Here is a 25,137-nt window from a genome sequence, read left to right as displayed (position 1 = left end):
CACTCGATCGGACATGATATGATTTCATAAAACGCAAATGAACGCAGATAGATTTAAATAACTATCTGCGTTCATTTGCGTTCGTCTGCCTCAATCTGCGGTTAAAAATTAATCAGCCACCAGCAACAGCAGGAACAATGCTGACTTCATCGCCATCTTGGAGGGCAGTTTTTGAGCCATCCAAAAAGCGGATATCTTCGCTATTGACGTAGAAATTCAAAAACCTGCGGGGTTCTCCCTTTTCATCGCACAAGCTTTTTTTGATACCGGGACAATTTGATTCGAGGGATTCAATCAACTCAGAAATATTGCCGCCGCCGCATTCAATAGTGGCTTGATTGTTGGTAAATTTTTGCAGGGGAGTGGGAATTAAAACTTTGACGGTCATTTTTTTAGTCCTTAGTCCTTAGTCAGTAGTCAGTAGTCCTTAGTCAGTAGTCCTTAGTCAGTAGTCCTTAGTCAGTAGCTTAATAACTAATAACTAATGACTAATGACTGATGACTATTAATCAGTAGTCCTCAGTCAGTAGTCAACAGCTTAATAACTAATGACTAATAACTGATGACTAATGACTATTTATTAAACCGAAACTTGTTGCCATTCTAAGCGTTCGAGCGTGCGGGCGCGTTCTAGGGCACGCTCGAAAGCTTCTAGTTTCGGTTCGAGGGTGATGGGTTCGCCGATGTAGCCTTGAACTGCTTCCTGCGTTTTCAAACCGTTGCCAGTGATGTAAGCGACGGTGGTTTCATCGGGATTGATTTTACCTGCTTCTACGAGTTTCTTCAAGACTGCGATTGTCGTGCCACCTGCAGTTTCTGTGAATATGCCTTCAGTTTCTGCTAGCAGTTTCATGCCTTCGATGATTTCGGTGTCGCTGACGGATTCAATGTTGCCGTTGGTTTTGCGAGCGATTTCCAAGGCGTACATACCGTCGGCTGGATTGCCGATCGCGATCGACTTAGCAATTGTATTCGGTTTCACCGGTTTCACGAAATCACGGTTTTCGCGGAATGCTTGGGCGATGGGGGAACAGCCGTCAGCTTGGGCGCCGCTGAATCTGACTTTCTTTTCATCCACTAAACCGACTTCGGTGAATTCTTGAAAGCCTTTGTAAATTTTTGTGAACAAAGAGCCGGAGGCGAGGGGAGCGACGATGTGATCCGGCAATTGCCAGCCTAGCTGTTCGGCAACTTCGTAGCCGAGGGTTTTTGAGCCTTCGGAATAGTAGGGACGCAAGTTGATATTGACAAATCCCCAGCCATGTGTATTGGCGACTTCGCAACAGAGGCGGTTAACTTGGTCGTAGTTGCCGTGAACTGCCATGACAGTTGGATTGTAAATCAGAGTGCCGAGGACTTTGCCTGCTTCTAAGTCGGAGGGGATGAACACTACGCAGTCGAGTCCGGCGTGGGCGGCGATCGCAGCCGTAGAGTTAGCTAAATTGCCGGTGCTGGCACAGGATACCGTTGTGAAACCCAATTCTCTCGCTCTACTGAGGGCGACTGACACCACTCTGTCTTTAAAGCTGAGAGTGGGCATATTGACGGCATCGTTTTTAATATAAAGATTTTTTAGACCGAGGCGGCGCGCCAAGCGGTGGGATTTTAATAGAGGAGTCATCCCAGTGCCGACATCGATGACGTTATCTGTAGCGACTGGTAAAAATGCGCGGTAGCGCCAGATCGAGTTGGGGCCGGCTGCGATGGTTTGGCGAGTGACGCTGCGGCGGATGGCGTCGTAGTCGTACTTGACTTCAAGCGGGCCAAAACAGCAATCGCAGACGTGCTTGGCTTGGAGTTCGTACTCTTCGCCACATTCTTTACACTTAAGGGCTGTGAAGGTTGCTGCTGTGGATTGGGTTCTGGTCGCCTGGGTCATAGCTCAACTCTCTAGTTTTGCGATGTTTGTTAATTCTTTTCGCAGAATACCACGCTCAAATTAGTGCGTCAACCATACCCGATTCTTTTAGTCGGGATTAATTTTCCAGTTACTTTTCAGTTAAACAGTGGTGTATTTAACTTTGATATTTGGGCGGGCGGGACGCCCAACCCCTACTCCCCACAAGGATTTGACTTGTTTTCAGGATCGGGCTCTTAATCCAGATTGTCAGGCCCACACGCGAGCCCGATCGAGCTCAAGGATGATTTGCCGACGGAATTGTTACAAAACTTAATAAATCTTTTTTGGGCTAACAATTGGGCAGTCGTGCGATCGAACACAACTACAAAACCTCGAATTTTTGATTGACCAACTTAGCCTACCCGCCGCTGACGGGAGGGATGAGGACAACTTCGTCGCCGTCTTGGAGGATGGTGTCGGGGGAGACGAATTCCAGGTTGAGGCCGAAGCGGGTGCGATCGCGCCATTGTTCTAATTGAGGATATTGGGCGATCGAGCTTTCGAGCACTTGAGACACTGGAGTTCCGGGAGGAAGTTCTAATGTAAGTTCAGAAACGCCGTAGGCTTCACCGAAGGCGGCGAACAGTTTAACGGTGATGGTAATCGAAGAGTTAGACACGGCGGTTGAGTGCGATCGACGGTTTGGCAATTATCAACTACACCATACAATTAATTAGGAATTAGGCACGCCGAGGCTTAGAATTGAAAGCGGCAATCTCTAGTTAAGTTTTACCCCATCGGGTAAAGATGATAGTTGATTGCAGCAAAAAGTCTTAACAATATTGTATGCCGATCGCTCTCACCAACCAGGCGTTAGAAGCAGTTGGCATCCACTTAGATGCAGCTAGCTAAGGTCTAGTTGGCTGCTGTTGAGGCTAATGCGAGAATAATTTTTGAGGATGCGGTATAGATACTTTACGGTAATTGTGGGAGAGTACAAAAAGCTCGCACTACATTTAGCAAGCAACAACGCATACAAGGCCCTGCCAACCCGCTTCCCTGACAAAAAATCAGGTTATAAAGTGTGGCTTGGGATAGTCAAACCTTTGCCATGCTTAGCAAGCTAGCCGTTCTATCTAAGAAGAATACTGAAGTTAACGCGATAGAAATATATGGCAAGTAACGATTTTAAAGTGCTTCAGATTATTGAAGCTAAAGGCTGGTATGCCTTTGGGAGTACCAAGCAAAGCCAGCACGTTGAGAGATGGGTAAGACCTGTCGTGTGTTGGGTTTTAATAGAAGACAAAAAAAAGCGACGGGTTGTGACAGCTACCGCTAGCTATCAGATCCAGATTGACGACAAAGAAGTCGAGTTTTTTGCCCACGAAAGCGAAATTCAAGATCTGGAGAGTCTCCCGAAGTCTGTCTCGGTATCGGAATTTCTGAAAACAGAAGATTGAGAGAAGGGCAAAAGGAGCTGATTTAACAAGTTATTAATTATTCCTTAGTGATTCCTTAAACTTGCTGTCGGATTCTATTTCACTCAGAGGCAGAAGCTCTAGATTGGGGAGAGGGGCAGATGGGGACAGGGGGAGAATTTATATTTTTGCCTTGCCTTCTGCATCTTGTACCCCATGCCTGAAGTAGCCAAAAAAATAAAGAGGCCGGAAGATTGCTGGCAATGCCAACACGCTTCCGACCTTGCTGAATAACAGGGTATGCATATGTTTTTAAAGTATGGCAGGGAGGCTTTTGAGATATCAAGAGGACTATTGCAATCACCCACTTTTGCTTTCAGGCTGTGTTTGCAAGGCTCCTATTATTTTAGACTGAGAATTTGAAAATTGAGAGGGGGGAGGCTTACAGGTTAAGGATTCTAGCTATTTATCTGTAGCGGATGCTACAAAAAATGGTGGCATTGGCGGACGATCGCACATTCTCGCTAAATTGTTTGCACTCAAAGCTGAAAGTTCGATCGCCACCTGCAACTGCTGCGACTTTAAACCCCACTCAGAACAGGTTCAGGCATCTGCCGTGGCATCCGCCGCCCCAGCAGGGCCATCCGCACGCCGCCGGCTGGCCCTAAAGTTACCCCGCGGCGTTTAGCCTGTACGGGCTTTTTCTCGGCCAATACTAGGTCGAAATCCCGCAAAATGGTTGCCAACACCAGTTTCATCTCCAACTGCGCCAGCGCCAAGCCGATACAGCGGCGGCTGCCGCCTCCAAACGGCAAATACTCGTAAGGCGAGAATTGCCTCTCCAAAAACCGTTCAGGTTTAAATTGCAGCGGTTCTGGATACAAATCCTCCCGTCTGTGGGTCAAATAAATCGAGCCGACGACAACCGTGCCCGGTTCAAGTTGATATCCCATCAGTTCCACGGGCGTGAGAACTTCTCGCGAAAACGTCAGCATTGCCACGGGGTAAATTCGCAGCGTCTCCTGACAAACTGCACTCAGGTAAGGTAAGCGGAAAATCTCCATCGGGTCGGGATTTTCCCCCAAACTGTCCAATTCTTGCAGCAACTTCTGGCGCACCGAGGGCGAGTTGTGAATCCAGTAAAACGCCCAAGCTAGGGCCGTTGCTGTGGTTTCGTGGCCTGCAAGCAGCAGCGTCATCAACTCGTCGCGCAATTCTTCATTGGTCATGGGTTGCCCGTTTTCGTCGCGGGCGGCCATCATTAAGCTGAGAATGTCGGTGCGGTTGGCGTCTGGTTGCAGCCTGCGTTCTTCAATTTCGGCATATATCAGATCGTCAAGTTTCTGCTTCCGCTGTTTCATGCGTCCCCAAGGACTCCAAGAACCCCAATCTTGCTGCATCCAGCCGAAAAACAGCATACTCGATCGCAACGGAGAACCAGTCATATCCAGGACTGAGGTAAGTAGGGGCTTGATCTCTTCCAACCGCGGCCCGTCATCCAGGCCGAAGACAGCTTGTAAGATTACCCGCAGGGTGACTTCCTGCATGGCGCTGCGGGCCACAAAAGGTCGATCAACCGACCATTTGCTGGCAACATCTTGAGCAATATCGCAAATTAGTTGGCCGTAATTCCGCATCCGTTCCCCGTGAAAAGGTGGCATCAATAATTGGCGCTGGCGTTTGTGCCTTTCTCCTGAGAGAAGAATCATGGATTGTTCTCCCATCAAGGGTTTTAGGAGGCTGTTCAGGCTGCCTGGAGCGTGAAACGCGCTGCTATTGAGCATCTCCTGGACAGCTTGCGGGTGGTGGATCATAACCAATGGTTTCCCCTTGTTCACTCGAGCTGTGAAAATGTCGCCGTATTGTTTGGCACATTTATCCATGAATGTCAGCGGATCGCCGATCCATTGAATTAGCTGCACAAAGGGTGGAGCTTTGGGGCCATTAGGTAGTGTCATAGGAATTACCAGGGTTTGGGTCACAGGACTTAGCAGCATCAACAAATCTCAAAGGGTTTGAAGGTTTGTTCAATCCCTCCCAACCCTTGTTTTTAAGGGGAAAATTGCGTAAGTCCCATCTCCAATAATTTTAATAGCTTATTCTCGAACGGTGCTCAAAATATCCTCTCCAAGCTCTGTAAAACGAACTGTTTTGATTTGCCAAGGAGCATAACTGGTTAAAGTTTGGCGCACGCCCCCGAACAAACCTAACATCTGACAACTGGACAGGTTTTGCAATTTCTGCCGCGAATTTCCGGAGGCTCGCAGATCCACGGTAGCTATTCCGAGGTCGCGATCGATCTTGAGGCGATAACCAGCCAAACCAAGACTATCGAAAATCTGCTGCTTTAACACTTCATTAACTGCCGATGACATTAACTGGTTCTCTGGGCCTGTAACTGTTTCCGGCTTCAGAGTTTGACACAAATTATCTACCTTATAAACCGTAACGGTGGCAGTATTTTCTGAGAGGGCAGCACTGCCTAAAACTGAGGTAACAGAGTTAGAAGGCTGCGTTAATTGACTCGATCGAGCCTCAATTTGATTTCCCGTTAGCTGTAGGTGTTGGAACTGAGGGGCGCTTGCTGAGAGTGGGCTCTGGTTTTCGGTTGAGGTAGCTGCATCTGAGCTAGAACAACTGCTACCGCCCATCAAAATTAACCAAACGCCTAAATATCCTAACTGTTTGCAGATAGGGTTCATAGTTTTTAATACTCTACTAAACGTCAGTGTATGGAGGGTGAATTTTGGTGGTAGAAAGCACTTAATCCCTGATTACACTCACTTAGAAGTATTTCCTGCGGTACGGAGATGAAAACAAGTTAAGAGTTCTTGTTAATACCTTGATTTTAGTGTTAAATCAAGTATAAGGGGTTGTACCCCTCATGGGCGTAACCCAGCAGTATACCTGTCTTAGCAGATCAAGCTTGCGACCCAGCTCGTAAGTGATATCAAATACCTTGCCAGTGGTGTGATGTACCGTTGCAACTCGATTCCTTCCAAGGTCTGAGGTGAAAAGCCTCTTTCCGGTTGGTAAAAGCCTGAGTTTGATTAGTAGTAATCAGGACAGAATTCCGACTTGCGCGCGCATTTTAAGCTCGGCTTCGGAGCGCTTTTTTAACAGCGCCGAAATCGCGGTTAGAGGGAACGTGCAAGTCGCGAACAATATCAAAACTTACGCATCAAGAGCAAAAAAACCGGGTTTTTTAACCAGGCATAAGGGCTGCAACGAAGTGTTTTCGTAAAAAAAACTGGTTTCTGGTTAAGTCGCGAATCACATAATTCCTCAGTCAGCGGATCTTTAACGAACAGGCGTGTCAAGGGTGTTATCGCAGCATTCGGTGATTTTTGTGCCGAATCTCATAAAAACACAGTGAAAAAATCATGAAACAGCAATTATTGACAAAAGTTTTTGTGGCAACAGCGATCGCCCTCAGCGGCCTGACGGTTGCTTCTCAACCGAGTTACGGTCGGCGAGCATCGGGGGAAAGTGGATTTTGGTGCAGTACCTCGACCGGTGCGCCGGTGACGGTGTACCAAAACGCTCAAGGTGCTGTAGAGCCTTGGATTGAGTGGACTTCCGATTATTTCTCCGGTTCTGGCTATGATCCGGCAACTCGGTGTCAATTAGTGAGTCAACGCCTCGAAATCTATCGCCGCCAACGAATGCTTAAGTACATTACTGCGGGCCAAATGAACGGCCAGAACGTCATCTGCACGGCGAATCAAGTTAATGGGCGGTGTCAAAATTTGATTTATACCCTCAGACCCGGCCAAGACCCGATCGGCTCTTTGTATAATTTGTTGGCTTGGCGGCAAGGATATGTCGGGATGCCGTCTTTTGATGAAACCAGTAAAATTCCTTACATTGATGTCAGCGAAAAGCTAGGGGAAAACACTGCCGATAGCGCCCAACAGCCTCCTTTTCCCCACCGTTCGGACAGCCTTAAAGATTGGCAAATTTTCCATCCCATCACCAATTCCAAGGATTGAGGTGGCAAATTTGGCGCGTCAAACAGCGGTACGCATCCCGACGGGAATGTCTCCTGGTTCTGGGACGATCGTCCGCCAGCAGGGCCAAACCTATACATTGCTGACTAACTAGCAGGTTGTGGCGATCGGACTTGTCACCGGCGACGGCCTCCTGCACCCACTGCTAGGAGTTCCGAGGCGGCTCGGCGATACCGATCTGGCGATCGTTCTGTTTCGCAGCGCGATCGAGTATAAAATAGCACCATTAAGCCTTGAGGCAGGATCGGTGTCTGAGCCAGTGTTGGCAGTCGGCTTTCCTGCGGGTGCTGAGTTTGGGGGTTTGGTGGTGACCGAAAGCATCAAGGATACCCGCCACGTGATTCATCCGTCCAGAAATAAAAAACCTGTATCCGATGAAACTTGCCCCCCGAATTGATCCGTGGGGTCAATGCTTCAATTGTTTAATCTAAAATCTAAAATCTAAAATCGCGCAATCGATTGACGCTGGCTTCGTTTCGGTGCTGCTACCCAAATCTTTGCCTCAAGGTTATAGCTTGGGCTATACAAATGAGGTTAAAATCGGTATGAGTCGCGACCCGATTTTTAATGCCAAAGGTTTCTTCGTGGGGATTAACTGTAGGGGCAAGTATCGAGATCCAAATTTTGGCGTCTATGCTTTTGAAGATGGAAGTGAACCAACAGCGGAATTATTGGAGAAAATGGTTACATCCAGTTGGGAAATTCCGATTAGTATATATTTGCAGTTCGCCTCGTTTCATCTAGGGAGTTATCGATGAATGTGTGGAGTTTGCGGTTTGACGCGCTGACAATCATCTTGACAGGTGCATTAACAGTGACGGCGCTTGTCAGCCAACAATATGCTGCCTGTGCCAAAACAGCCCAAGAAATTGCCCAGCTAGCGACATTGACAACTGTGGAAGTCAACAATACGCTGGGGTTTTTTGCTAGCGGATCGGGAGTAATTATTGCCAAACAGGGTAATATTTACACTGTTTTGACAGCTAATCATGTGGTGGCAAGCCTCGCTCAAAAATACAGCATTCGCACTCATTTAGAGAAGGATTATGCTGCGATTAGAATACAGCGCCTACCGAAAAATGACCGGGATATAGACTTGGCTTTGATACAGTTTCAGAGCCGAGAACAGTATCCAGTAGCACCAATAGGCGAGTCAGAACGTGCTGTTGTCGGTTCTGCTATTTACGTTTCTGGCTATCCGCTGCCAATTTCGGGATTTGAACGAAAACTTGAGTTTACTGCTGGTATCATCTCTTCTCGCTTGGGCAGCGCCTCATCAGGGTATCGTCTGCGCTACCAAGCTGTAACCAGGCGCGGGATGAGCGGCGGGCCTGTATTTGATGCTGATGGCAGGGTGGTAGGAATTCACGGCCAGGGGGATACTGTTGGCACAATTAGGAGTCAGTGGAACGGTCAGATTGAGGAGATTAAAACGGGGTTGAATGCAGCAATCCCGATCGATGCTTTTAGGGAGTTGCTTTCACAAAACAAGCGTAACGGCTTTGATATTCTCAGCAATCTTTCTATCAGCAGCGCTTTCGGTCAAAACCAGCCGAGTCTGGGTTATGGAGGATTTGTGTGCGATACCTCGACGGGCGAACCGGTGACTGTGTATCAAAATCCGCAAGGGTTCAGGGAGCCTTGGATTCGCTGGAATTCTAATTTCTTTTCTAGTTCGGGCTACGATCCTCTAACTCGCTGCCAACAAGTGACTCAGCGCCTTGAGAATTATAACCGAAATAAACAGCTAAATTATGTGACTGTGGGTATTGTAAATAACCAGAAAGCGATTTGCACGAGTAGCCGCGTTAATGGGCCTTGCGAAGGCTTGATCTACACGCTGCGCCGCGATCAAGATCCGACTCCTGCACTGAGCAGTTTTTTTGTTTGGCTGGGGAATCAAAAGGCTGTGCCTTCTCTTTCTGAAAGCGGTACTGTGCTGTATATCGATGTCCGGGAACGGCTGGAACAATTTTAGATTTGGGCTTTGAGATTTTAGAGGGATTAGTAATAGGTAAACACAGAACCCCGACTTGTTAAAAAAGTCGGGGTTCTCAAACAACTACTTATTAGCTGACAAAGTGAGATATTTTACTTATTTATCACTGACATAATAGAACTCATGATTTTTTGGAACGCGGAAGCTATAAAATTACTCTTACATTCGTAAATCGAATTCAAATTTTTTAGGTATCAAGCATGACAGCAACTACCCCGCAGGCAACGTCAACAACGCCCGCTTTTTGCGAAGGCATTCAATATTTTTCGGAAACACTCCCTGGTTTTGAGACTTACGGGAAAGCACCTGCGATCGCCGAGGGGAGCAAGTCGATCGCCGATCCTGCCGATCCCGTCGCCGTCTTTCAAACGATGCTGGGAGCAGACGCTCTGCGTTACCTGACACTGCAAGTCACCGCCAGCAAGGCATCGGGACATCCGGGGGGTTTTGCTAGCCAAGCTGAGGCTTACGCAGCGCTCGTAATGCTCGGACACAAGAACATTGTCACCGAAGTCGGCCATCACGCCCCCGGCTTTTACAGTGCCATGTTTCTCGATCGATCTTTGGAAGATATGGGAATTTTCAACGTGCAGCAAGTGCGCGATAAATTCCGAGAAAAAGACGGTTTGTTAGGACATCTTTCCGGTTTCATTCCCGGCCTTTTAGCACCGGCAGGCCCCCTCGGACAAGGGCAGCATTTCGCAATGGCTGGAGCGCTTTTGCACCGCGAAAAACTGTTTGCTTTCACAATGGGTGACGGCGGCATGGGCGAACCCTATCCGATGAGCAGCATGGCGCATTTCCACACTGCTTATCCCAGCGTTACTAACTTTTTGCCTGTGTTGGTTTGGAACGGATATTCTCAGGAACATCACAGCATGGTTTCGACTAAAACTAATGCTGAAATGATTGCTTATTGGCAAGGCAACGGTTTTGAAGAAGTTATCTTAGTTGATGCTAAGGAATTTGACGATAAAAATCAACCCGAAGATTATGTTGACAGCACTGCTTTTTCGCTCGAACAGCGGATGGCATTTACCAAAGCTGTGTTACAAGGAGTTGACAAAGCGGCAAAATCTGCTCTCGGCGGCAAATTAACTGTGTTTATTATCAAACAGTTGAAAGGTGCCGGCGTCCACGCGCGCGGAGCAAAATCTCACAACCTTTATCCGAAAGATACGCTGGATGCTCCGCACATTATCAGTGCTTTAAAAGAGCGCGCTTTGACTGCTGCTGCTTGGCAGTTGGTGCGGACAAATTGCGAGCGTGCGGGCGGCGGGCCGGCGGCAAAAACAGTTGTTACTGAGTTTACATTGCCGCTGGCAGATTTAGGCGAATTGCCTTTGGAAGAATTTGCAGTTGGGGGAGAAGCGAAGATTTCGACCACAGCAATGGGCGTTTTGGTAGGGAAAGTTGGCGAGCGCGATCGTACTTTTATTGTCACTAATGCTGATGGCAATGAAGCATCGGCAATTGCCAATATCAACCAAGCTCTCAAGATTATTCACCCGACGACAGATGACCTGTACAATCAATCGCCAAACGGTCAAGTTTACGAACCGTTGAGCGAAGATGCTTGCGCTGGTTTAGCTGTAGGTTTATCGCTATTTGGAGCGCGGAGTTTGTGGTGTTCCTACGAATCTTTTGCCATCAACGGTTTACCAATTTGGCAAACTGTCACCCAAGCAATGGCAGAATTGCGCCGTCCAACTCCGGCAACTGTCACCTTATTTACAGCGGGTGCATTGGAACAGGGCCGCAACGGTTGGACGCACCAGCGGCCGGAAATTGAGGCTTATTTTGCGGCGATGATGCGGAACGGAAATGTGTTTCCTTTGTTTCCACCCGATGCTAACAGTATTCAAGCTTGTTACGAGTGGGCTTTGACTGCTAAAAATAAGGGAGTTGTGATTACTGCAAGCAAGTCGCCGCTGCCAATTCGCACTACTTTTGAACAGACTCGCCAAGGTTTGCAAGACGGCGCAATAGTGCTGCACGAAGTCGATTCCCCCCAAGCTGCCCACAATCAAGGAGGGAGCAAGAAAGTTGTGTTTGCAGTTGTCGGCGACATGACGTTAATGCCAGTGTTTGAAGCCGCGGCATTTTTGGAAACAGAAGGGATTGGAGTGCGGATTGTTTCTGTTGTGAATCCCCGGCGTTTGTACCGTGAAGGCGATGTTGCTTGGGATACTTGTTCGGAAGCTGACGGCGGCTTTTTGAGCGATGAGAAATTTGCCGAAATGTTTGGCGGAGATGCCTTGATTGGCGTGACAGGCGGTGCTTCTGGGATGTTGGAACCTGTGATGCTCCGCAGCAATTGCAAGCGGGATACTTTCGCTTGGAAGCGGGGGGAAACTACTGCTAGTGCTGGTCAATTAATGGCGTTTAACGGGTTGACTGCTGAGGCGTTGACTAAAAGGGCGATCGAGCTAGTTCATTAAGTTAGAATGTGAGAGAATGCCCCTGCCTGGTTTGTACTGGGTAGGGGCTAGTAATATTTAAAATAGGATGGTGATACCTGTGACTGCACAACTTTTAGAAGAAATAGGTACGCTTGCGGAACAGCGATTGGTTCTCCCCGGTTATTATACTTGGGAGCAATTTGAGGATCTCGAATCTTTGATGGCAGACTCTCCGGGTTTGCGGATAACTTATCTTGATGGGTGGATCGAGTTTATGACAGTGGGCGAAGTACATGAAAGCTTTAAAAAAGCGATCGCTATATTACTGGAAGCATACTTTTTTGAACTCGGAATAGAATTCTTTCCTGTAGGGAGTGCAACTCGCAGAGACCGAGCAAGAGATGTATCATTTGAACCAGACGAGTCTTATTATATAGGTTCAAGAAAAGAGCATCCCGATTTAGCCGTGGAAGTAACGATTACTAGCGGTAGCACAAATAAACTAGCTAAATATCTGCGACTTCGTATTGCTGAAGTTTGGTTTTGGGAAAATAATCGGCTGGCTGTCTATCGGCTGCGCGAGGATGATTACGAGCAAGTTTCAAGAAGTGACTTGCTGCCGGAATTGGATTTAGAATTGTTGGTACGTTGCGTTTTAATGCCTTCAAGGATTGAGGCTAGGACAGAGTTTCTTAATGGGGTTCGGGAAGTGGCTTGAATGCTGAGGAGTTGGTAAAAAGTGCGATCGACCTGATTGGTTAAGTTATAATGCGAGAATCTCCCAGTTTTTAGCCGGGAGAATTTCTACTTTTTCCTAACTTCCAACTATACAATCATGACAGCAAAAGTTTTAGAAGAAATAGTTACGCTTGCGGAACAGCGATTGGTTCTCCCTGGTTATTATACTTGGGAGCAATTTGAGGCGCTGGAATCTTTAATGGCAGATTCTTCTGGTTTGCGGATAACTTATCTTGATGGGTGGATCGAGTTTATGACACTGGGCGAAGCACATGAGACAATCAGTTGTATTCTTAATTTTTTGCTACAACTCTACTTTTGTGAAATGGGAATTGAATATATTCCTGTAGGAAGTGCAACTCGCAGAGACCGGGCAAGAGATGTATCATTTGAACCAGACGAGTCTTATTATATAGGTTCAATAAAAGAGCATCCCGATTTAGCCGTGGAGGTAACGATTACTAGCGGGAGTACAATTAAACTAGCTAAATATCTGCGACTTCGCATTCCTGAAGTCTGGTTTTGGGAAAATAATCGGCTTTCTGTTTATGGGCTGCGCGAGGATAATTATGAGCAAATTTCAAGAAGTGACTTGCTGCCGGAATTGGATTTAGAATTGTTGGTACGTTGTGTTTTAATGCCTTCAAGGATTGAGGCTAGGACAGAGTTTCTTAATGGGGTTCGGGAAGTGGGTTGAATGCTGAGGAGTTGGTAAAAAGTGCGATCGTCTACGAGGGCTTCGCTAACGACTTGATTGGTTAAGCTAAAATGTGACAGACAACCATGGGCTATCAAAAACAACCTTTGCGCGATCGGCTCCAACGATTGGTTAGATTTGTACGTGTAAAGTTACTAAATTATTCCTATCTCTCTGATCGACCTCTGCGTGAATCAGTGTCCATCCCTTGTCATCTGCGGCCCGAGAAATTCTCTTTTTTTAACCGCAGATGAGGGCAGATAAACACAGATTAACGCAGATGAATTATCTCAATTCCGGTTGCACCGTCCGTGATTGTTGACTGTTGACTCGATTTTAGCAGGACGATGCTAGCGGATTTGATATGATACGATTCTAGAGCTATACGTGCAGCTTTAACCTAATGCTGAGGGGATAATTTATTCTGCAGTTTTTCCTGTCTTAATCTTAGATAAATTTGCTTTGTTAGCTGGGAGTTTAGCGACAGTGCTAGAGGTTTTGCTGCGGCGGAACATCAATATTTTGTGAAAATTTTGTCTTAATTTTATTGATTCTTTTCTCCGCAAGCCATCAACCAAAAACTCATCATCGATCGATCGCCCGCAGCGACAAACTCATCCCGCGAAACCAGATAGCTGGCTATTTCTGACTCGGAAATCAACCCTTGTTTGACCAGTTGTAAAATGGGCCCGGAGTCAAGCAGAGGTTCAAACGCTTCAATTCCGATGATATCGCTATGGCTGACAACCGCTTCTAAATCAACGCTACCAAACCCAGCTTCTTGGAGAATGCGGCACAGATTTCGCCCGATCGATAAATCGCCGCCCCGCGACGCCATTACCTGCTTGAATTTCTCCCGGACAATCTCGACTGACCAAGGTGGATTTGTCAGCCAAAACAGATCCGCATCGCTATCGATAATCACCAGTTTGCCGCCCGGTTTCAAGATGCGAAATATCTCTCTAGCTGCTGCGACGGGTTCTGGGAGGTGAACGAACAGCAAACGGGCGATCGCAAAATCGAAAGTATTAGCCGCCAAACCAGTATCCGCAACCGATGCTTGGATGCGATCTACTCGATCGCCCCCTTTGTCCTGCAAATATGCTACTGCTTTTTCGTGCAGTACCGGGTCAATTTCTACCGCTGTTACCGAACTGTTTGGCAGCAATTGTAACAGTTTTTCGGTAAAAAATCCCGGCCCGCTTCCAGCTTCCAAAACATTCATGCCGTCAGCTAAACCGAACCACTTTAAAGTGCGCGCTTCCTTTTCCCAACTGAGGAGAACTTGAGCTTTTAACCGCTGAATTTCTGCGTCAAGTTCCAGATTGTACGTGCTGGCTTGATACGAACCTTCGGCTGCCATAAAATCATCTTTCTTCTTGCTTGGACACCTCAATTATAATAGAACTGCACTTTAGCGCAATTCTCGTTGCGGACATCCACAACCCCAGTTTGCGGACAGATGCAGGACGGGAGCCAGGTAATTCCTCTATTGTAAGAAGATGACCGAGACGATTTTAGATTTGGGATTTGGGATTTTGAATGAGAATTTCAGCGGTTTAAAGCCCCTAGTTTCAACTAGGCCACAAATCGAAAATCGAAAATCGTAAATCCCAAATCTAAAATGGGTTGACGGATTACCTAAACTGACGATGTTGTGTGGCAACGAATTAACTATGCCCCAGACTTTACCTCAACCGGAGAAACGAACATTTTTAGTTGTGGATGACCATGCGATGGTGTTAGGTGGCACGCTTAACATTCTGAAGCAAGAATATCCAGAGGCAGACATTCTGACGGCTCCGACTGCTCAGGCAGCCCTTCAGCAAATAGCGCAGACGACCCCGGATTTGGTGATTGTGGATCTGGTGATGCCAGAGACGATCGGCGAAATAGCGCAAGCAAATTCAGGGCTTCAACTCCTCAAAACGTTGATGGAGCAGTATCCGAGCCTGAATATTGTGGTGCAGAGTGCCCATGTTCGGACTTTAGTTTGGCTGAAACCGTCGATCGACAATCACATGGGCGGCTTCACAGTTGTCGATAAGAGCCAGCCGATGAAAGACTTGCTAGCAATGGTTGATTGGGCGCTGCATGAGCGGATTTATACACCCAGAGAGATCCGCAATGGGCTGCAACTCAAACCCGCCTGGATGCAGGTGTTGCAATTTGCTTTTCACGAGAGCTTGCAGGATACTGCGATCGCCAAACGGATGAATGTTTCTGAACGCACTGTGCAGTGTTACTGGACTAAGATTCGAGATGTGCTAGAGGTGTATAAGGATGGTGATAAGAATCTGCGGATTCAAACGGAAGTGCGAGCTAGGGAAGAAGGATTGATTGATTAGTGATATCAAGTCTGGTTAATTACTTATAAATCCTGTACGGCCATCGGGCATCGGGCATCGGGCATCGGGCATCGGCTAAACAGTCGTACAAAAGTATGATAACTATTCAACCGGACATTATTATGAAGCGCGATCGAAAACAAGCAGTGAAAGCGGGCGTCACGACTTGGGGACGAGGAGCACTTCCAGGGTTGATGGTGATTGTCGCTGTGATGATGGCTAGATTGAGCGGTGCGCTTCAGTTTTGGGAGTTGGTTGCGTTCGATCGATTTCTGCGCTTGCGTCCTCCTGAGCCAATGGATGAACGGATTGTAATTGTCGGCATCACTGAGGAGGATATTCAACGCGCTAGAACTTATCCGATTCCCGATCGCGATATAGCCCATTTACTCAAACGGTTGCAAACGTATCAACCGATCGCGATCGGGCTGGATATTGTCCGCGATATTCCGGTTGAACCGGGTAATGCTGAACTGGCATCGGTGTTTCGCAGCAGCAAGAATGTGATCGGAGTGGAGATTGCTTTGCCCGATCGCAGTGGCTTTACCGTCGCACCTCCGCCCGCACTACCACCCGAACAGGTTGGCTTTGCAGATTTCGTACTCGATGCGGATGGCTACCAGCGCCGCAGTTTATTGGGCACTAACAACGATCGACAGGAATACCGTTTTTCCTTCGCGATCCGGCTGGCAGAACTCTATTTAGCAACCCGAGGAATTAAGCTAGGTAATGGAATTCGCGATCGGGAGGCGATGCGCTTTGGCAGCATTGAATTTACCAGAGTGCAGTCAAACTCTGGCGGATATGTGGGGGCGGATGCAGGCGGGAACCAAATTTTACTGAATGTTCGCAGCGGGACAATGCCATTTCGCGTGCTTTCCCTGGAGCAAATCAAGGCAGGACAAGTAGATGCGAACTGGATTCGAGGCAAAATTGTGCTGATTGGGATGATGTCTTTTAGCGCGAAGGATTTGGCAAGTTCGGGTGCGATCGCAGGTATCAATCCCGGACGGATTTACGGAGTCGAAATGCAAGCCCACGAAACCAGCCAGATGATTAGCGCGGTACTCGATCGGCGACCGTTGCTTCAGGTTTGGGGGGAGAGCTGGGAAACGCTCTGGATTGCGGTCTGGGGACTCTTGGGGATGAGTTTGGGACGATTTCTGCGATCGCCCTGGAAAATTTTGATCGGGCTCTTAGTCGCCAGCATTAGCCCGATCGCGCTCTGTTACTGGTTCATTCTTTTGGGATGGTGGGTGCCGATCGTACCTGTATTGCTCGTACTCGTGTTGAATGGGGCTGGGTTGACGGCAGCGTTATTTTATCGCCACGAACAGGAACTCCGACTGCGGTTGGAGGAACGTCAATTTGCGATCGAGCAGACCTTTAATGCAATTCATAGCGGCCCGTTACAAACATTGGTTGGGATTTTGAGAACTGCTCAAGAACAAGCCACACCGCCGTTATTTCTACCGGAGTTGCAACGATTGAATCAAGAATTGCGGGCAGTTTACGGCTCTGTGCAACGAGACGCGATCGCAGATGAACCGCATCTCCGCATGGGAAGTGCGATCGAATTGGCCCTGCAGGCTCCATTGCATGAATTGCTCTACAAGGTCTATTCCAACACGCTCGAACAAGAACTGCCTTACCTCAAAACGATCAAGTTCAAAATTGTGCAGTTCGATCCCTTGAACACCTCGCATCTGCGGTTGGAACACAAGCGAGCACTCTGCCGCTTTCTGGAAGAAGCGCTCTGCAATGTGGGGAAACACGCGATCGAAGCTACTCGCTTGACCGTAATTTGCACTCAAGAAGGCGATCGGCAGGTGATTCGGGTGGCGGATAATGGTAGGGGGAAACCGTCTCAGTCAGAAACGCTTAGCTTGGCCCAAATCGATCGAGACAAGGAAACAACCGAAGATTCAAACCCTAAAATCCAACCTTCAGGATTAGGAACCCAGCTTGCAAAGAACTTAGCCAAACAGTTAGGTGGAGCATTTCGGCGCTACCCGAATCAACCGAAGGGGACAGTGTGCGAGTTAACCTGGCCAGCAAAACGGCGGTGGTTCTGGTGATCGGTGTGGCTCACGCTTGTTATATCAACCGTCAAGACGGTTAGGGTTCGATCGCCCCTAGCCAAGGGCGGGCACGGGGCACCGCCCCTACTAAGGGAGGGACAAGAACTTGGTCAAAGTCTCCCTCCGGCGGGGGATTTAGGGCGATCGATACTCGGCTAGCAGCAAGAGATACATAGGGTTTCAGGCTTAAGTTGTCACCAATAGTCCTGGACTATTCCCGATGCCCGATGCCCGATGCCCGATGCCCGATGCCCGATGCCCAATATCTTTGCACCTTCCCGCAAACAACGCTTGCGGGTAGTCCTCTATTGTGTTTGTGTATTGTTGATTACTGTAGAAATAGTTACACAGGGGATTGCGATGATGACTCACGAGTTGAAGCGTCGAACCGTTTACTCTGCGGGCATTGCGAGTTTAATGCTGAGTGTTTCGTTCTGGATCGCTCCTGTAGCGCTGGCACAATACACTCCTCCTGAAAACCCTTCTAAACCGAAAGAAACGGGGACGAATACCACTCGCGGGGGCAGTTGCGAAGCTAATTCATCGGCGAGATTGACTGCCTTAGTGCCGTTTAGCCATGTGGGAGAGACGATTTCTGGGCATCCGACTTTTACCTGGTTTGTACCCGATCGCACTCCTCGTCCGCTGCAATTCCGGCTGTTTACTCGATCGGGACAACTGCTTTACAGAACCGAGATGCAGAGTCAGCCAGGGATTATGTCGGTTGCTTTGCCTTCAAATCTGCCCCAACTGTCGATCGGGCAATCCTATCAGTGGCAAGTGGTGTTGGTGTGCGATCCGAATGTTCCTTCGAGGAATGTCGTGGCGACGGCAGAAATCCAAGTCGTTGGGCCTGCGGCGTCGTTGCAGACTCAACTTGCAGCGGCGCAAACTCCCCAACAGCGGATCGACCTGTATGCGGAGTCTGGGCTGTGGTATGACGCGATCGCCGAAGCGCGGAAAGCCTCTGAGACTTCTCAAAGCCAAGCGGCTGTGCTGGAATTGCTAGATGCTCTTGCTAGTTCGGAAGCCGAACCTTTGAAAGACTGGAGCGATCGATTGCGGCAAATTAGGGCGATCGAACAACAGCGACAATGACGGCGCTAACCCTCGCAATCCAAAGACTAAATCCTATGAAATCTTTCTCGCTAAAACTGCTTAAATCCAGCGATCGTAAAGTGCGATCGGGCTTTCTTTTTCCCCTCGCCTTTTGCCTTTTGTCTGTTGGCTTTTACATTCCTCCCCATTTTTCACTCCCGGTTGTTGCTCAAACTACGGATGCTCGTCAAGCAGAGGGCGATCGGCTCTTGCAGCAGGGGCTTCAACACTATGAGACCGGCCAATTCCCAGCAGCGCTGAATTCCTGGCAGCAGGCACTGCAAATTTATCGCGCCCTCAAAAACCGCCAAAGGGAGGGTGGGGCACTAGGCGTTTTGGGAGGTACTTACCACTCTCTGGGCAACTATGCCAAAGCCATTGAGTATGGGCAGCAGTGGTTAGCCATCGCCCGCGAAATTAAAGACCGCCCAAGTGAAGGTTTCGCAATGGGCAATTTGGGAGGTGCTTACATCTCTCTGGGCAACTATGCCAAAGCCATTGAGTATTCACAGCAGAGTTTAGCCATCGCCCGCGAAATTAAAAACCGCCAAATGGAGGGTGTGGCACTGGGCTATTTGGGAGGTGCTTACATCTCTCTGGGCAACTATGCCAAAGCCATTGAGTATGCACAGCAGAGTTTAGCCATCGCCCGCGAAATTAAAGACCGCCAAATGGAGGGTCAGCAACTAGGCAATTTGGGACCCGCTTACATCTTTCTGGGCAACTATGCCAAAGCAATTGAGTATGCACAGCAGAGTTTAGCCATCGCCCGCGAAATTAAAGACCGCTACGGGGAAGGGAATGCACTGGGCAATTTGGGAACCGCTTACCAATCTCTGGGCAACTATGCCAAAGCCATTGAGTATTTACAGCAGAGTTTAGCCATCGCCCGCGAAAGAAAAGACCGCAAAGGGGAGGGTTCGGCACTAGGCAATTTGGGAGTCGCTTACGGCGCTCTGGGCGACTATGCCAAAGCCATTGAGTATGCACAGCTCAGTTTAGCCATCGCCCGCGAAATTAAAGACCGCCAAATAAAGGGTGCAGCACTGAGCAATTTGGGAGTCGCTTACGGCGCTCTGGGCGACTATGCCAAAGCCATTGAGTATGCACAGCAGAGTTTAGCCATCGCCCGCGAAATTAAAGACCGCCAAAGTGAGGGTCAGCAACTGGGTAATTTGGGAAACGCTTACGACTCTCTGGGCAACTATGCCAAAGCCATTGAGTATGCACAGCAGAGTTTAGCCATCGCCCGCGAAATTAAAAACCGCCAAGGGGAGGGTCAGCAACTGGGTAATTTGGGAAGTGCTTACCTCTCTCTGGGCAACTATGCCAAAGGGATCGAGTATACACAGCAGAGTTTAGCCATCGCCCGCGAAATTAAAGACCCCCAAATGGAGGGTAAGGTACTGGGCAATTTGGGAGCCGGTTACAGCGATCTGGGCGACTATGCCAAAGCCATTGAGTATGCACAGCAGAGTTTAGCCATCGCCCGCGAAATTAAATACCACCAAATGGAGGGTCAGCAACTTGTTAATTTGGGAGGTACCTACCTCTATTTGGGCAACTATGCCAAAGCCATTGAGTATACACAGCAGAGTTTAGCCATCGCACGGGAAATAAAAGACCGTGACGGGGAGGGTCTGGCGCTCAACAACCTGGGAGCGGCGTTCTTAAAGGCTGGCAACCCAACAGAATCTGAAAAAATGCTCGTCAATGCGATTCAAGTTTGGGAATCAATGCGTCAAATGCTCGGCTCCAACGACGCGAATAAAGTCTCCATCTTTGAAGGACAAGCTCGCACTTATCGGATGTTACAACGAGTCCGGGTGGCTCAAAATAACCCGATCGCAGCGTTAGAAATTGCCGAGCGGGGACGTGCCCGTGCCTTTATCGATCTGCTGGCAGAGCGCTTATCGTCAGGTTCTACCAATCCGGTTATTAACACTTCTCCCAACGGCGAGCAAATCCGACAAATCGCCAAAGCACAGAATGCCACTTTGGTTCAGTATTCGATCGTCTACGACGCCTTCCCGATTCAGGGAAAAAGCGAACCGCGTGAATCCGCGCTCTACATCTGGGTAATTCAACCTACGGGTGAAATTACCTTCCGCCAAGTTGACCTCCAACCCCTTTGGCAAAAACACAACGCCTCTCTAGCCAGCTTGATCGTTGGCAATCAAGAATTCCTCGCTGTCCGCAGTCGCAGCAGTTTTGGCTCCACCCAACCCCAACCCAACTTACCTACACTACATCAACTGCTGATCGATCCCATTGCCAGCCTCTTACCCAAAGATCCCAATGCCCGCGTCATCTTCATTCCTCAAGGTTCCCTGTTCCAAGTGCCTTTCCCCGCCCTCCAAGATGCCAGCGGCACTTACTTAGTCCAAAAACACACGATTCTCACCGCCCCCTCGATTCAAGTGTTGGATTTGACTCGACAGCAACGGCAGAAGTTAGTACAGAAGCCAGCCAACAGTAGTAATGCTCTAGTCTTGGGCAATCCCACCATGCCGAGTGTGTCTCTCTTTCCGGGAGAACCTAAGCAGCAATTGTCTCCTCTACCTGGGGCTGAAGCTGAAGCGATCGCGATCGCGCCTCTGCTCAATACCCAAGCCATCACAGGCGCTCAAGGCACAAAAGCTGCGATCGTCCAAAAAATGCCCCAAGCATCTATTATTCACCTGGCAACGCATGGATTGCTGGATGATGTGCGCGGATTGGGAAGTGCGATCGCCCTTGCTCCTTCTGGTAGCGATGACGGCTTATTGACCGCAGAAGAGATTTTCGATATGAAACTGCAAGCAAGCTTAGTCGTTTTGAGTGCCTGCAACACTGGAGAAGGCAGGATTACCGGGGATGGAGTAATTGGTTTGTCACGCGCTTTGATTTCGGCAGGAGTGCCGAGTGTAATTGTTTCTTTATGGGCAGTGCCCGATGCGCCGACATCGGAATTGATGCAGTCGTTTTATCAAAACTTGCAAAATAATCCCGACAAAGCGCAGGCATTGCGGCAGGCAATGTTAACTACGATGAAAACTCATCCCCAGCCGCGAAATTGGGCGGCATTTACTTTGATTGGGGAGGCAGAGTAAGTTTTTATTAATAATGGATTGGATATCGATATTTTTATCGCGATCGGGGACTGCTGTTTAACTATTAAATCCAGATACCCCCTAGCCCCCCTTAAGAAGGGGGGGACAAGAAGTTGTCAAAGTTCCCCAACCTAAGAAGGGGGAACAAGAACATTCAAAGTCAACCCCTACTCCCCTTCTTAAGGGGGATTTAGGGGGATCTAGATTCGCCTAAAAGCGACATTATGGGTGTCCAGAAACCGGGTTTTTTACGAAATATTTGGTTATGACTCGCAGATTCGGTAAAAAACCCGGTTTCTTTGGTCGGAGTGCGTAAATCTTGTCTGCAAGAGAACTAATGAGTTATATTCTTCAGTCCTCTTTTAGAGGACTTGCACTATGAGACAGGGAATTAATTCCCTGGCGGACTGTGGAATGTATCTTTGTTCGCGATCGCGTCTCAATCTCAAAACTGATGGAAGTGAACCATCTACTCTACATATTCACATACTTTGCACTTTCCCGCAATCTATTTTGCACCTCATACTTAATCAAGTCTGTGGGTAGAACGAATGATTTTCCCATCTGGGTTGCTTAAGATTTAAGTCAACTGTCAACTGTCAACTTACTGCGTAACTTTATGAATGCAGAATCAGCTACAAACATTCTAGATAACCTGGTACAGGAAAAGAGAGGCGAACCATTGAACGGCTTACAGCGAGCAATTATTCAAGGAGTGTTAGATGGTTTGACATACCAAGAAATCAAGAATAATTATGCGATCGCGCGGAACTATGAAATATGCTACTTAGCGCGATACGTTGCTTATCATTTGTGGAAATTGCTGACAGAGGTATTGAAAGATGCAGGAATTATCGACCCGGACGAAAGAGTCCGCAACAAAAATTTGTGGGAGTCCGCGATCAGAGTGGCACAGCAAAGCGTGCAGTCGGAATCTGTACAAAAAAGTCAACCCCCCGTACCGCCAGATCCGATGCTGGACAGCAAACTGCGAATGTGTTACCGAATTACCGAACATTTGGTAAGTACCGAGTTTAGCGATACTTATCTTGCGGAAGATGAAGATATGCCCGATCGCTTACCGGAACTGTTAGCTCGCTTTCAGGAAGATCAATATTTCTATTTGATAGTTGAATTCATTTATATCTGAAAGAGGACTAATGAGTTATCTTCTTCAGTCCTCTTTGAGAGGACTTGCGCTATGAGACAGGGAATTAATTCCCTGGCGGACTGTGGAATGCATCTTTGTTCGCGATCGCGCTTCAATCTCAAAACTGATGGCAGTGAACCATCTACGCTACATATTCACATAACTTGCACTTTCCCGCAATCTAGTTTGCACCTAATACTTAATTAAGTCTGTGGGTAGAACGAATGATTTTTCCATTGGGGCTGCTTAAGATTTAATTAAAGAATGAATCAAAATATCGGGGTTTTTAAATTATGTTAGACATCACAACCAATCCTAACGATCGCCTTTATTTCAATCAACAGCCAAAGGATCTCGCCCCATCAACATTTCCGGCTAACAGCGACTTGCTCAAGCCAGCGATCGATCCATTGAATATTCCTGGTTATAGTGCTGAATCTAGCTTGACTAATCCCACAGCATCCAGCTTCGACCAACAGGCACAGATAGCAGATTTTATTGTAGCTAATGCAGGCGCTGGCTTCAGTTTCCCTGCGAGCGATCGAGTTACTGGCGATGTCGCCGATGATCAACTCAAACCGCAGTCAGAATCGGCGATCGCAAACGCAGATCCGCTAACAGGAATGATTTCTGCTTCCCAGTTGAATTTCGCCGATCCAGGTAACTCTATTTCGACAGCTCGTAATATTTTTGGCGTTCAGAATGGTAGCATCAGCTTAACTGATTTTGTGGGTCTAGGCGATCGGGACGATTTCTATCGATTCGATATCAACACTAAAAGCAATTTTAACCTGCGTCTAGACGGTTTGAGAGCGGATGCTGACGTAAGGTTAATTCAAGATAGAAACCGCAACGGTGTTTTTGATTTTGGGGAAACTATTGACTACTCTCTTGAGAGTGGCACCGTCCCCGATGTCATTAATGTATCCAATCTGGCTCCAGGAACATACTATGTCCAAGTTTATAGCTTCTTAGGCAGCTCTACTAATTACAACCTTAATCTTTCTGCAACCTCTATTCCTGAACTAAATATTCCCACACCTAGCGGCCCTTTTAATAGTAATTACGGCTACGGTTTGGTGAATGCAAATGCAGCAGTTTCCAGCACCTTGAACAGTTCAATTCCTTTCCCTGCTCTTCCCGATTTGGGCGGGACTAATTGGGCGCTAGATGTCATAAATGCACCGGAAGTTTGGAATCAGAACATTACAGGAAATGGGATTGTTGTAGCTGTCGTAGATACTGGTGTTGACTACACCCATCCTGACTTGGATGACAATATTTGGCGGAACTCTGGTGAAATTGCTGGAAATGGCATTGATGACGATCGCAACGGATATATTGATGATATTCGGGGTTGGGATTTTGTGGCTAGCGACAACAACCCAATGGATATGAGTTTCAACGGTCACGGGACTCACATAGCAGGTGCGATCGCGGCGGAACGAAATGATTTTGGCATCACAGGAGTTGCGCCCAATGCTAAGATTATGCCTGTCAGAGTATTGCCCGCCTTTGGTTCCGGCGAGTGGAATAATGTTGCTGCTGGAATCCGCTATGCTGCAGATAATGGAGCAAATGTAATTAACCTTAGTATTCTGGGAGATGAGTTGATCCCTTCCAACTTAGTAAATAACGCAATTCAGTATGCAAATAACAAAGGCTCTGTTGTGTTTATGGCAGCCGGAAATTCGGGTGACATCCAACCAGTTTATCCAGCTCGTAATGCCGATAGCTTGGGAATTGCAGTGGGCAGCATTGATGTAAGAGGCCGCATGGCTGATAACTCTAACCGGGCGGGTTTCAGACCTTTAGATTACTTAGTTGCTCCGGGAGTAGAGATAGTTTCTACCACTCCTGATGAGGATTATGAAGTCAGAAGTGGCACATCTATGGCAACGCCACAGGTAGCGGGTGTAGCGGCTTTAGTTTTGAATGCCAATCCGACTTTAACTCCAGCTCAAGTTGAGTACATTTTGACGACAACAGCTAATCGAAATGGGTTGACAGGATAGCATTGCAAATTTCCACTTAAGTCCTGCTGACATTCATCGAGCATTAGAGGAGACGGCTCTGGATATGGACGATCTAAACACACCAGGTTTTGATGTTGGATTTGACTATGCCAGTGGATAATGGTTTGATTCAAACCGATCGCCCGATCGCTAAAATTGTCGTCTAATTCAGATTAGAGTTCCCATCCCTGCGGCGAGATTGGGGAGACAGAGTAAGCTTCTATGAAAGTCGATCGCCTGTGGCAGATT

At 47.9% G+C, this 25,137-nt stretch carries 21 protein-coding genes; 14 read left to right on the top strand and 7 right to left on the bottom strand.

All coding sequences use genetic code 11. The features are described from left to right. Positions 1–112 precede the first annotated feature (112 nt). The 3 genes from QUB44_RS05680 to QUB44_RS05670 form a co-directional block, all read right to left on the bottom strand. A complete protein-coding gene (locus QUB44_RS05680) occupies positions 113–388 on the bottom strand; it encodes a MoaD/ThiS family protein (RefSeq protein WP_194061074.1) in 276 nt (91 codons plus the stop codon). Positions 389–580: 192 nt separating this feature from the next. Then, complete coding sequence (gene thrC, locus QUB44_RS05675; RefSeq protein WP_333364205.1) at positions 581–1,879, bottom strand: threonine synthase; 1,299 nt, start codon at positions 1,877–1,879, stop codon at positions 581–583. Positions 1,880–2,258: 379 nt separating this feature from the next. Then, positions 2,259–2,519: a MoaD/ThiS family protein gene (locus tag QUB44_RS05670; RefSeq protein ID WP_333364202.1), complete on the bottom strand. Its 261-nt coding sequence runs from the start codon at positions 2,517–2,519 to the stop codon at positions 2,259–2,261. A 493-nt stretch (positions 2,520–3,012) separates the two neighbouring features. Between QUB44_RS05670 and QUB44_RS05665 the strand changes: the two genes are divergently transcribed. Then, entirely contained in the window at positions 3,013–3,300 is a 288-nt protein-coding gene (locus tag QUB44_RS05665) for a hypothetical protein (RefSeq protein ID WP_333163203.1), read from the top strand. A gap of 424 nt (positions 3,301–3,724) precedes the next feature. On the opposite strand, the gene QUB44_RS05660 is transcribed toward QUB44_RS05665, so the two are convergent. From QUB44_RS05660 to QUB44_RS05650, 3 genes are all read right to left on the bottom strand, one after another. After that, positions 3,725–3,850, bottom strand: a complete 126-nt coding sequence (locus QUB44_RS05660) for a hypothetical protein (RefSeq protein WP_333163201.1) — start codon at positions 3,848–3,850, stop codon at positions 3,725–3,727. Beyond that, positions 3,840–5,216: a cytochrome P450 gene (locus tag QUB44_RS05655; protein ID WP_333163199.1), complete on the bottom strand. Its 1,377-nt coding sequence runs from the start codon at positions 5,214–5,216 to the stop codon at positions 3,840–3,842. The genes QUB44_RS05660 and QUB44_RS05655 overlap by 11 nt, the downstream gene beginning before the upstream one ends. Positions 5,217–5,354: 138 nt before the next feature. Further along, positions 5,355–5,960 (bottom strand): hypothetical protein, encoded by a 606-nt coding sequence (locus QUB44_RS05650; protein WP_333364199.1) that lies wholly within the window; start codon positions 5,958–5,960, stop codon positions 5,355–5,357. A 681-nt stretch (positions 5,961–6,641) separates the two neighbouring features. Here QUB44_RS05650 and QUB44_RS05645 point away from each other — a divergent pair. The 7 genes from QUB44_RS05645 (at position 6,642) to QUB44_RS05615 (ending at position 13,104) form a co-directional block, all read left to right on the top strand. Then, positions 6,642–7,250 (top strand): COP23 domain-containing protein, encoded by a 609-nt coding sequence (locus QUB44_RS05645; protein ID WP_333364196.1) that lies wholly within the window; start codon positions 6,642–6,644, stop codon positions 7,248–7,250. A 118-nt stretch (positions 7,251–7,368) separates the two neighbouring features. Then, a complete protein-coding gene (locus QUB44_RS05640) occupies positions 7,369–7,665 on the top strand; it encodes a hypothetical protein (protein WP_333364193.1) in 297 nt (98 codons plus the stop codon). Positions 7,666–7,747: 82 nt separating this feature from the next. Beyond that, positions 7,748–8,026 (top strand): hypothetical protein, encoded by a 279-nt coding sequence (locus QUB44_RS05635; protein WP_333364191.1) that lies wholly within the window; start codon positions 7,748–7,750, stop codon positions 8,024–8,026. Next, positions 8,023–9,246, top strand: a complete 1,224-nt coding sequence (locus QUB44_RS05630) for a COP23 domain-containing protein (RefSeq protein WP_333364187.1) — start codon at positions 8,023–8,025, stop codon at positions 9,244–9,246. The genes QUB44_RS05635 and QUB44_RS05630 overlap by 4 nt, the downstream gene beginning before the upstream one ends. A 221-nt stretch (positions 9,247–9,467) precedes the next feature. Further along, complete coding sequence (locus QUB44_RS05625) at positions 9,468–11,708, top strand: phosphoketolase (protein ID WP_333364185.1); 2,241 nt, start codon at positions 9,468–9,470, stop codon at positions 11,706–11,708. A gap of 79 nt (positions 11,709–11,787) precedes the next feature. Next, entirely contained in the window at positions 11,788–12,387 is a 600-nt protein-coding gene (locus QUB44_RS05620; protein WP_333364182.1) for a Uma2 family endonuclease, read from the top strand. Between the two features lie 117 nt (positions 12,388–12,504). Then, positions 12,505–13,104 (top strand): Uma2 family endonuclease, encoded by a 600-nt coding sequence (locus tag QUB44_RS05615; RefSeq protein WP_333364179.1) that lies wholly within the window; start codon positions 12,505–12,507, stop codon positions 13,102–13,104. A gap of 544 nt (positions 13,105–13,648) precedes the next feature. Here the strand turns inward: QUB44_RS05615 and QUB44_RS05610 are convergent. Next, positions 13,649–14,467 (bottom strand): class I SAM-dependent methyltransferase, encoded by an 819-nt coding sequence (locus QUB44_RS05610; protein WP_333364176.1) that lies wholly within the window; start codon positions 14,465–14,467, stop codon positions 13,649–13,651. Between the two features lie 313 nt (positions 14,468–14,780). On the opposite strand from QUB44_RS05610, the gene QUB44_RS05605 reads away from it, so the two are divergent. The 6 genes from QUB44_RS05605 to QUB44_RS05580 all read left to right on the top strand — a co-directional run bounded on the left by QUB44_RS05605 (position 14,781) and on the right by QUB44_RS05580 (position 24,888). Continuing rightward, positions 14,781–15,452, top strand: coding sequence for a response regulator transcription factor (locus tag QUB44_RS05605; RefSeq protein ID WP_333364173.1), 672 nt, complete (start codon positions 14,781–14,783; stop codon positions 15,450–15,452). A gap of 95 nt (positions 15,453–15,547) precedes the next feature. After that, on the top strand, positions 15,548–17,530 hold the full coding sequence (locus QUB44_RS05600) for a CHASE2 domain-containing protein (RefSeq protein ID WP_333364171.1): 1,983 nt from the start codon (positions 15,548–15,550) through the stop codon (positions 17,528–17,530). A gap of 258 nt (positions 17,531–17,788) precedes the next feature. Beyond that, entirely contained in the window at positions 17,789–18,631 is an 843-nt protein-coding gene (locus QUB44_RS05595; RefSeq protein ID WP_333364168.1) for a DUF928 domain-containing protein, read from the top strand. A 35-nt stretch (positions 18,632–18,666) separates the two neighbouring features. Beyond that, the gene (locus QUB44_RS05590) at positions 18,667–21,723 is read left to right on the top strand and encodes a tetratricopeptide repeat protein (protein ID WP_333364166.1); all 3,057 of its coding nucleotides are present in this window, start codon (positions 18,667–18,669) and stop codon (positions 21,721–21,723) included. Between the two features lie 619 nt (positions 21,724–22,342). Next, entirely contained in the window at positions 22,343–22,873 is a 531-nt protein-coding gene (locus tag QUB44_RS05585) for a hypothetical protein (protein WP_333364163.1), read from the top strand. A gap of 293 nt (positions 22,874–23,166) precedes the next feature. Further along, positions 23,167–24,888, top strand: a complete 1,722-nt coding sequence (locus tag QUB44_RS05580; RefSeq protein WP_333364160.1) for a S8 family serine peptidase — start codon at positions 23,167–23,169, stop codon at positions 24,886–24,888. Positions 24,889–25,137: the final 249 nt, after the last annotated feature.

Origin of the sequence: Microcoleus sp. AT3-D2, assembly GCF_036705715.1 — a bacterium.
Classification (GTDB): domain Bacteria; phylum Cyanobacteriota; class Cyanobacteriia; order Cyanobacteriales; family Microcoleaceae; genus Microcoleus.
Note: the sequence above shows the minus strand (reverse complement) of the source record. Positions and strands in the feature narration are given on the sequence as shown.

Excerpts from the sequence above, each read along its gene's own strand:
- QUB44_RS05680 (WP_194061074.1), bottom strand. The coding sequence starts at position 388 with ATGACCGTCAAAGTTTTAATTCCCACTCCCCTGCAAAAATTTACCAAC.
- thrC (WP_333364205.1), bottom strand. The coding sequence starts at position 1,879 with ATGACCCAGGCGACCAGAACCCAATCCACAGCAGCAACCTTCACAGCC.
- QUB44_RS05665 (WP_333163203.1), top strand. The coding sequence starts at position 3,013 with ATGGCAAGTAACGATTTTAAAGTGCTTCAGATTATTGAAGCTAAAGGC.
- QUB44_RS05655 (WP_333163199.1), bottom strand. The coding sequence starts at position 5,216 with ATGACACTACCTAATGGCCCCAAAGCTCCACCCTTTGTGCAGCTAATT.
- QUB44_RS05650 (WP_333364199.1), bottom strand. The coding sequence starts at position 5,960 with ATGAACCCTATCTGCAAACAGTTAGGATATTTAGGCGTTTGGTTAATT.
- QUB44_RS05645 (WP_333364196.1), top strand. The coding sequence starts at position 6,642 with ATGAAACAGCAATTATTGACAAAAGTTTTTGTGGCAACAGCGATCGCC.
- QUB44_RS05630 (WP_333364187.1), top strand. The coding sequence starts at position 8,023 with ATGAATGTGTGGAGTTTGCGGTTTGACGCGCTGACAATCATCTTGACA.
- QUB44_RS05625 (WP_333364185.1), top strand. The coding sequence starts at position 9,468 with ATGACAGCAACTACCCCGCAGGCAACGTCAACAACGCCCGCTTTTTGC.
- QUB44_RS05615 (WP_333364179.1), top strand. The coding sequence starts at position 12,505 with ATGACAGCAAAAGTTTTAGAAGAAATAGTTACGCTTGCGGAACAGCGA.
- QUB44_RS05610 (WP_333364176.1), bottom strand. The coding sequence starts at position 14,467 with ATGGCAGCCGAAGGTTCGTATCAAGCCAGCACGTACAATCTGGAACTT.
- QUB44_RS05605 (WP_333364173.1), top strand. The coding sequence starts at position 14,781 with ATGCCCCAGACTTTACCTCAACCGGAGAAACGAACATTTTTAGTTGTG.
- QUB44_RS05600 (WP_333364171.1), top strand. The coding sequence starts at position 15,548 with ATGATAACTATTCAACCGGACATTATTATGAAGCGCGATCGAAAACAA.
- QUB44_RS05595 (WP_333364168.1), top strand. The coding sequence starts at position 17,789 with ATGCCCAATATCTTTGCACCTTCCCGCAAACAACGCTTGCGGGTAGTC.
- QUB44_RS05590 (WP_333364166.1), top strand. The coding sequence starts at position 18,667 with ATGAAATCTTTCTCGCTAAAACTGCTTAAATCCAGCGATCGTAAAGTG.
- QUB44_RS05585 (WP_333364163.1), top strand. The coding sequence starts at position 22,343 with ATGAATGCAGAATCAGCTACAAACATTCTAGATAACCTGGTACAGGAA.
- QUB44_RS05580 (WP_333364160.1), top strand. The coding sequence starts at position 23,167 with ATGTTAGACATCACAACCAATCCTAACGATCGCCTTTATTTCAATCAA.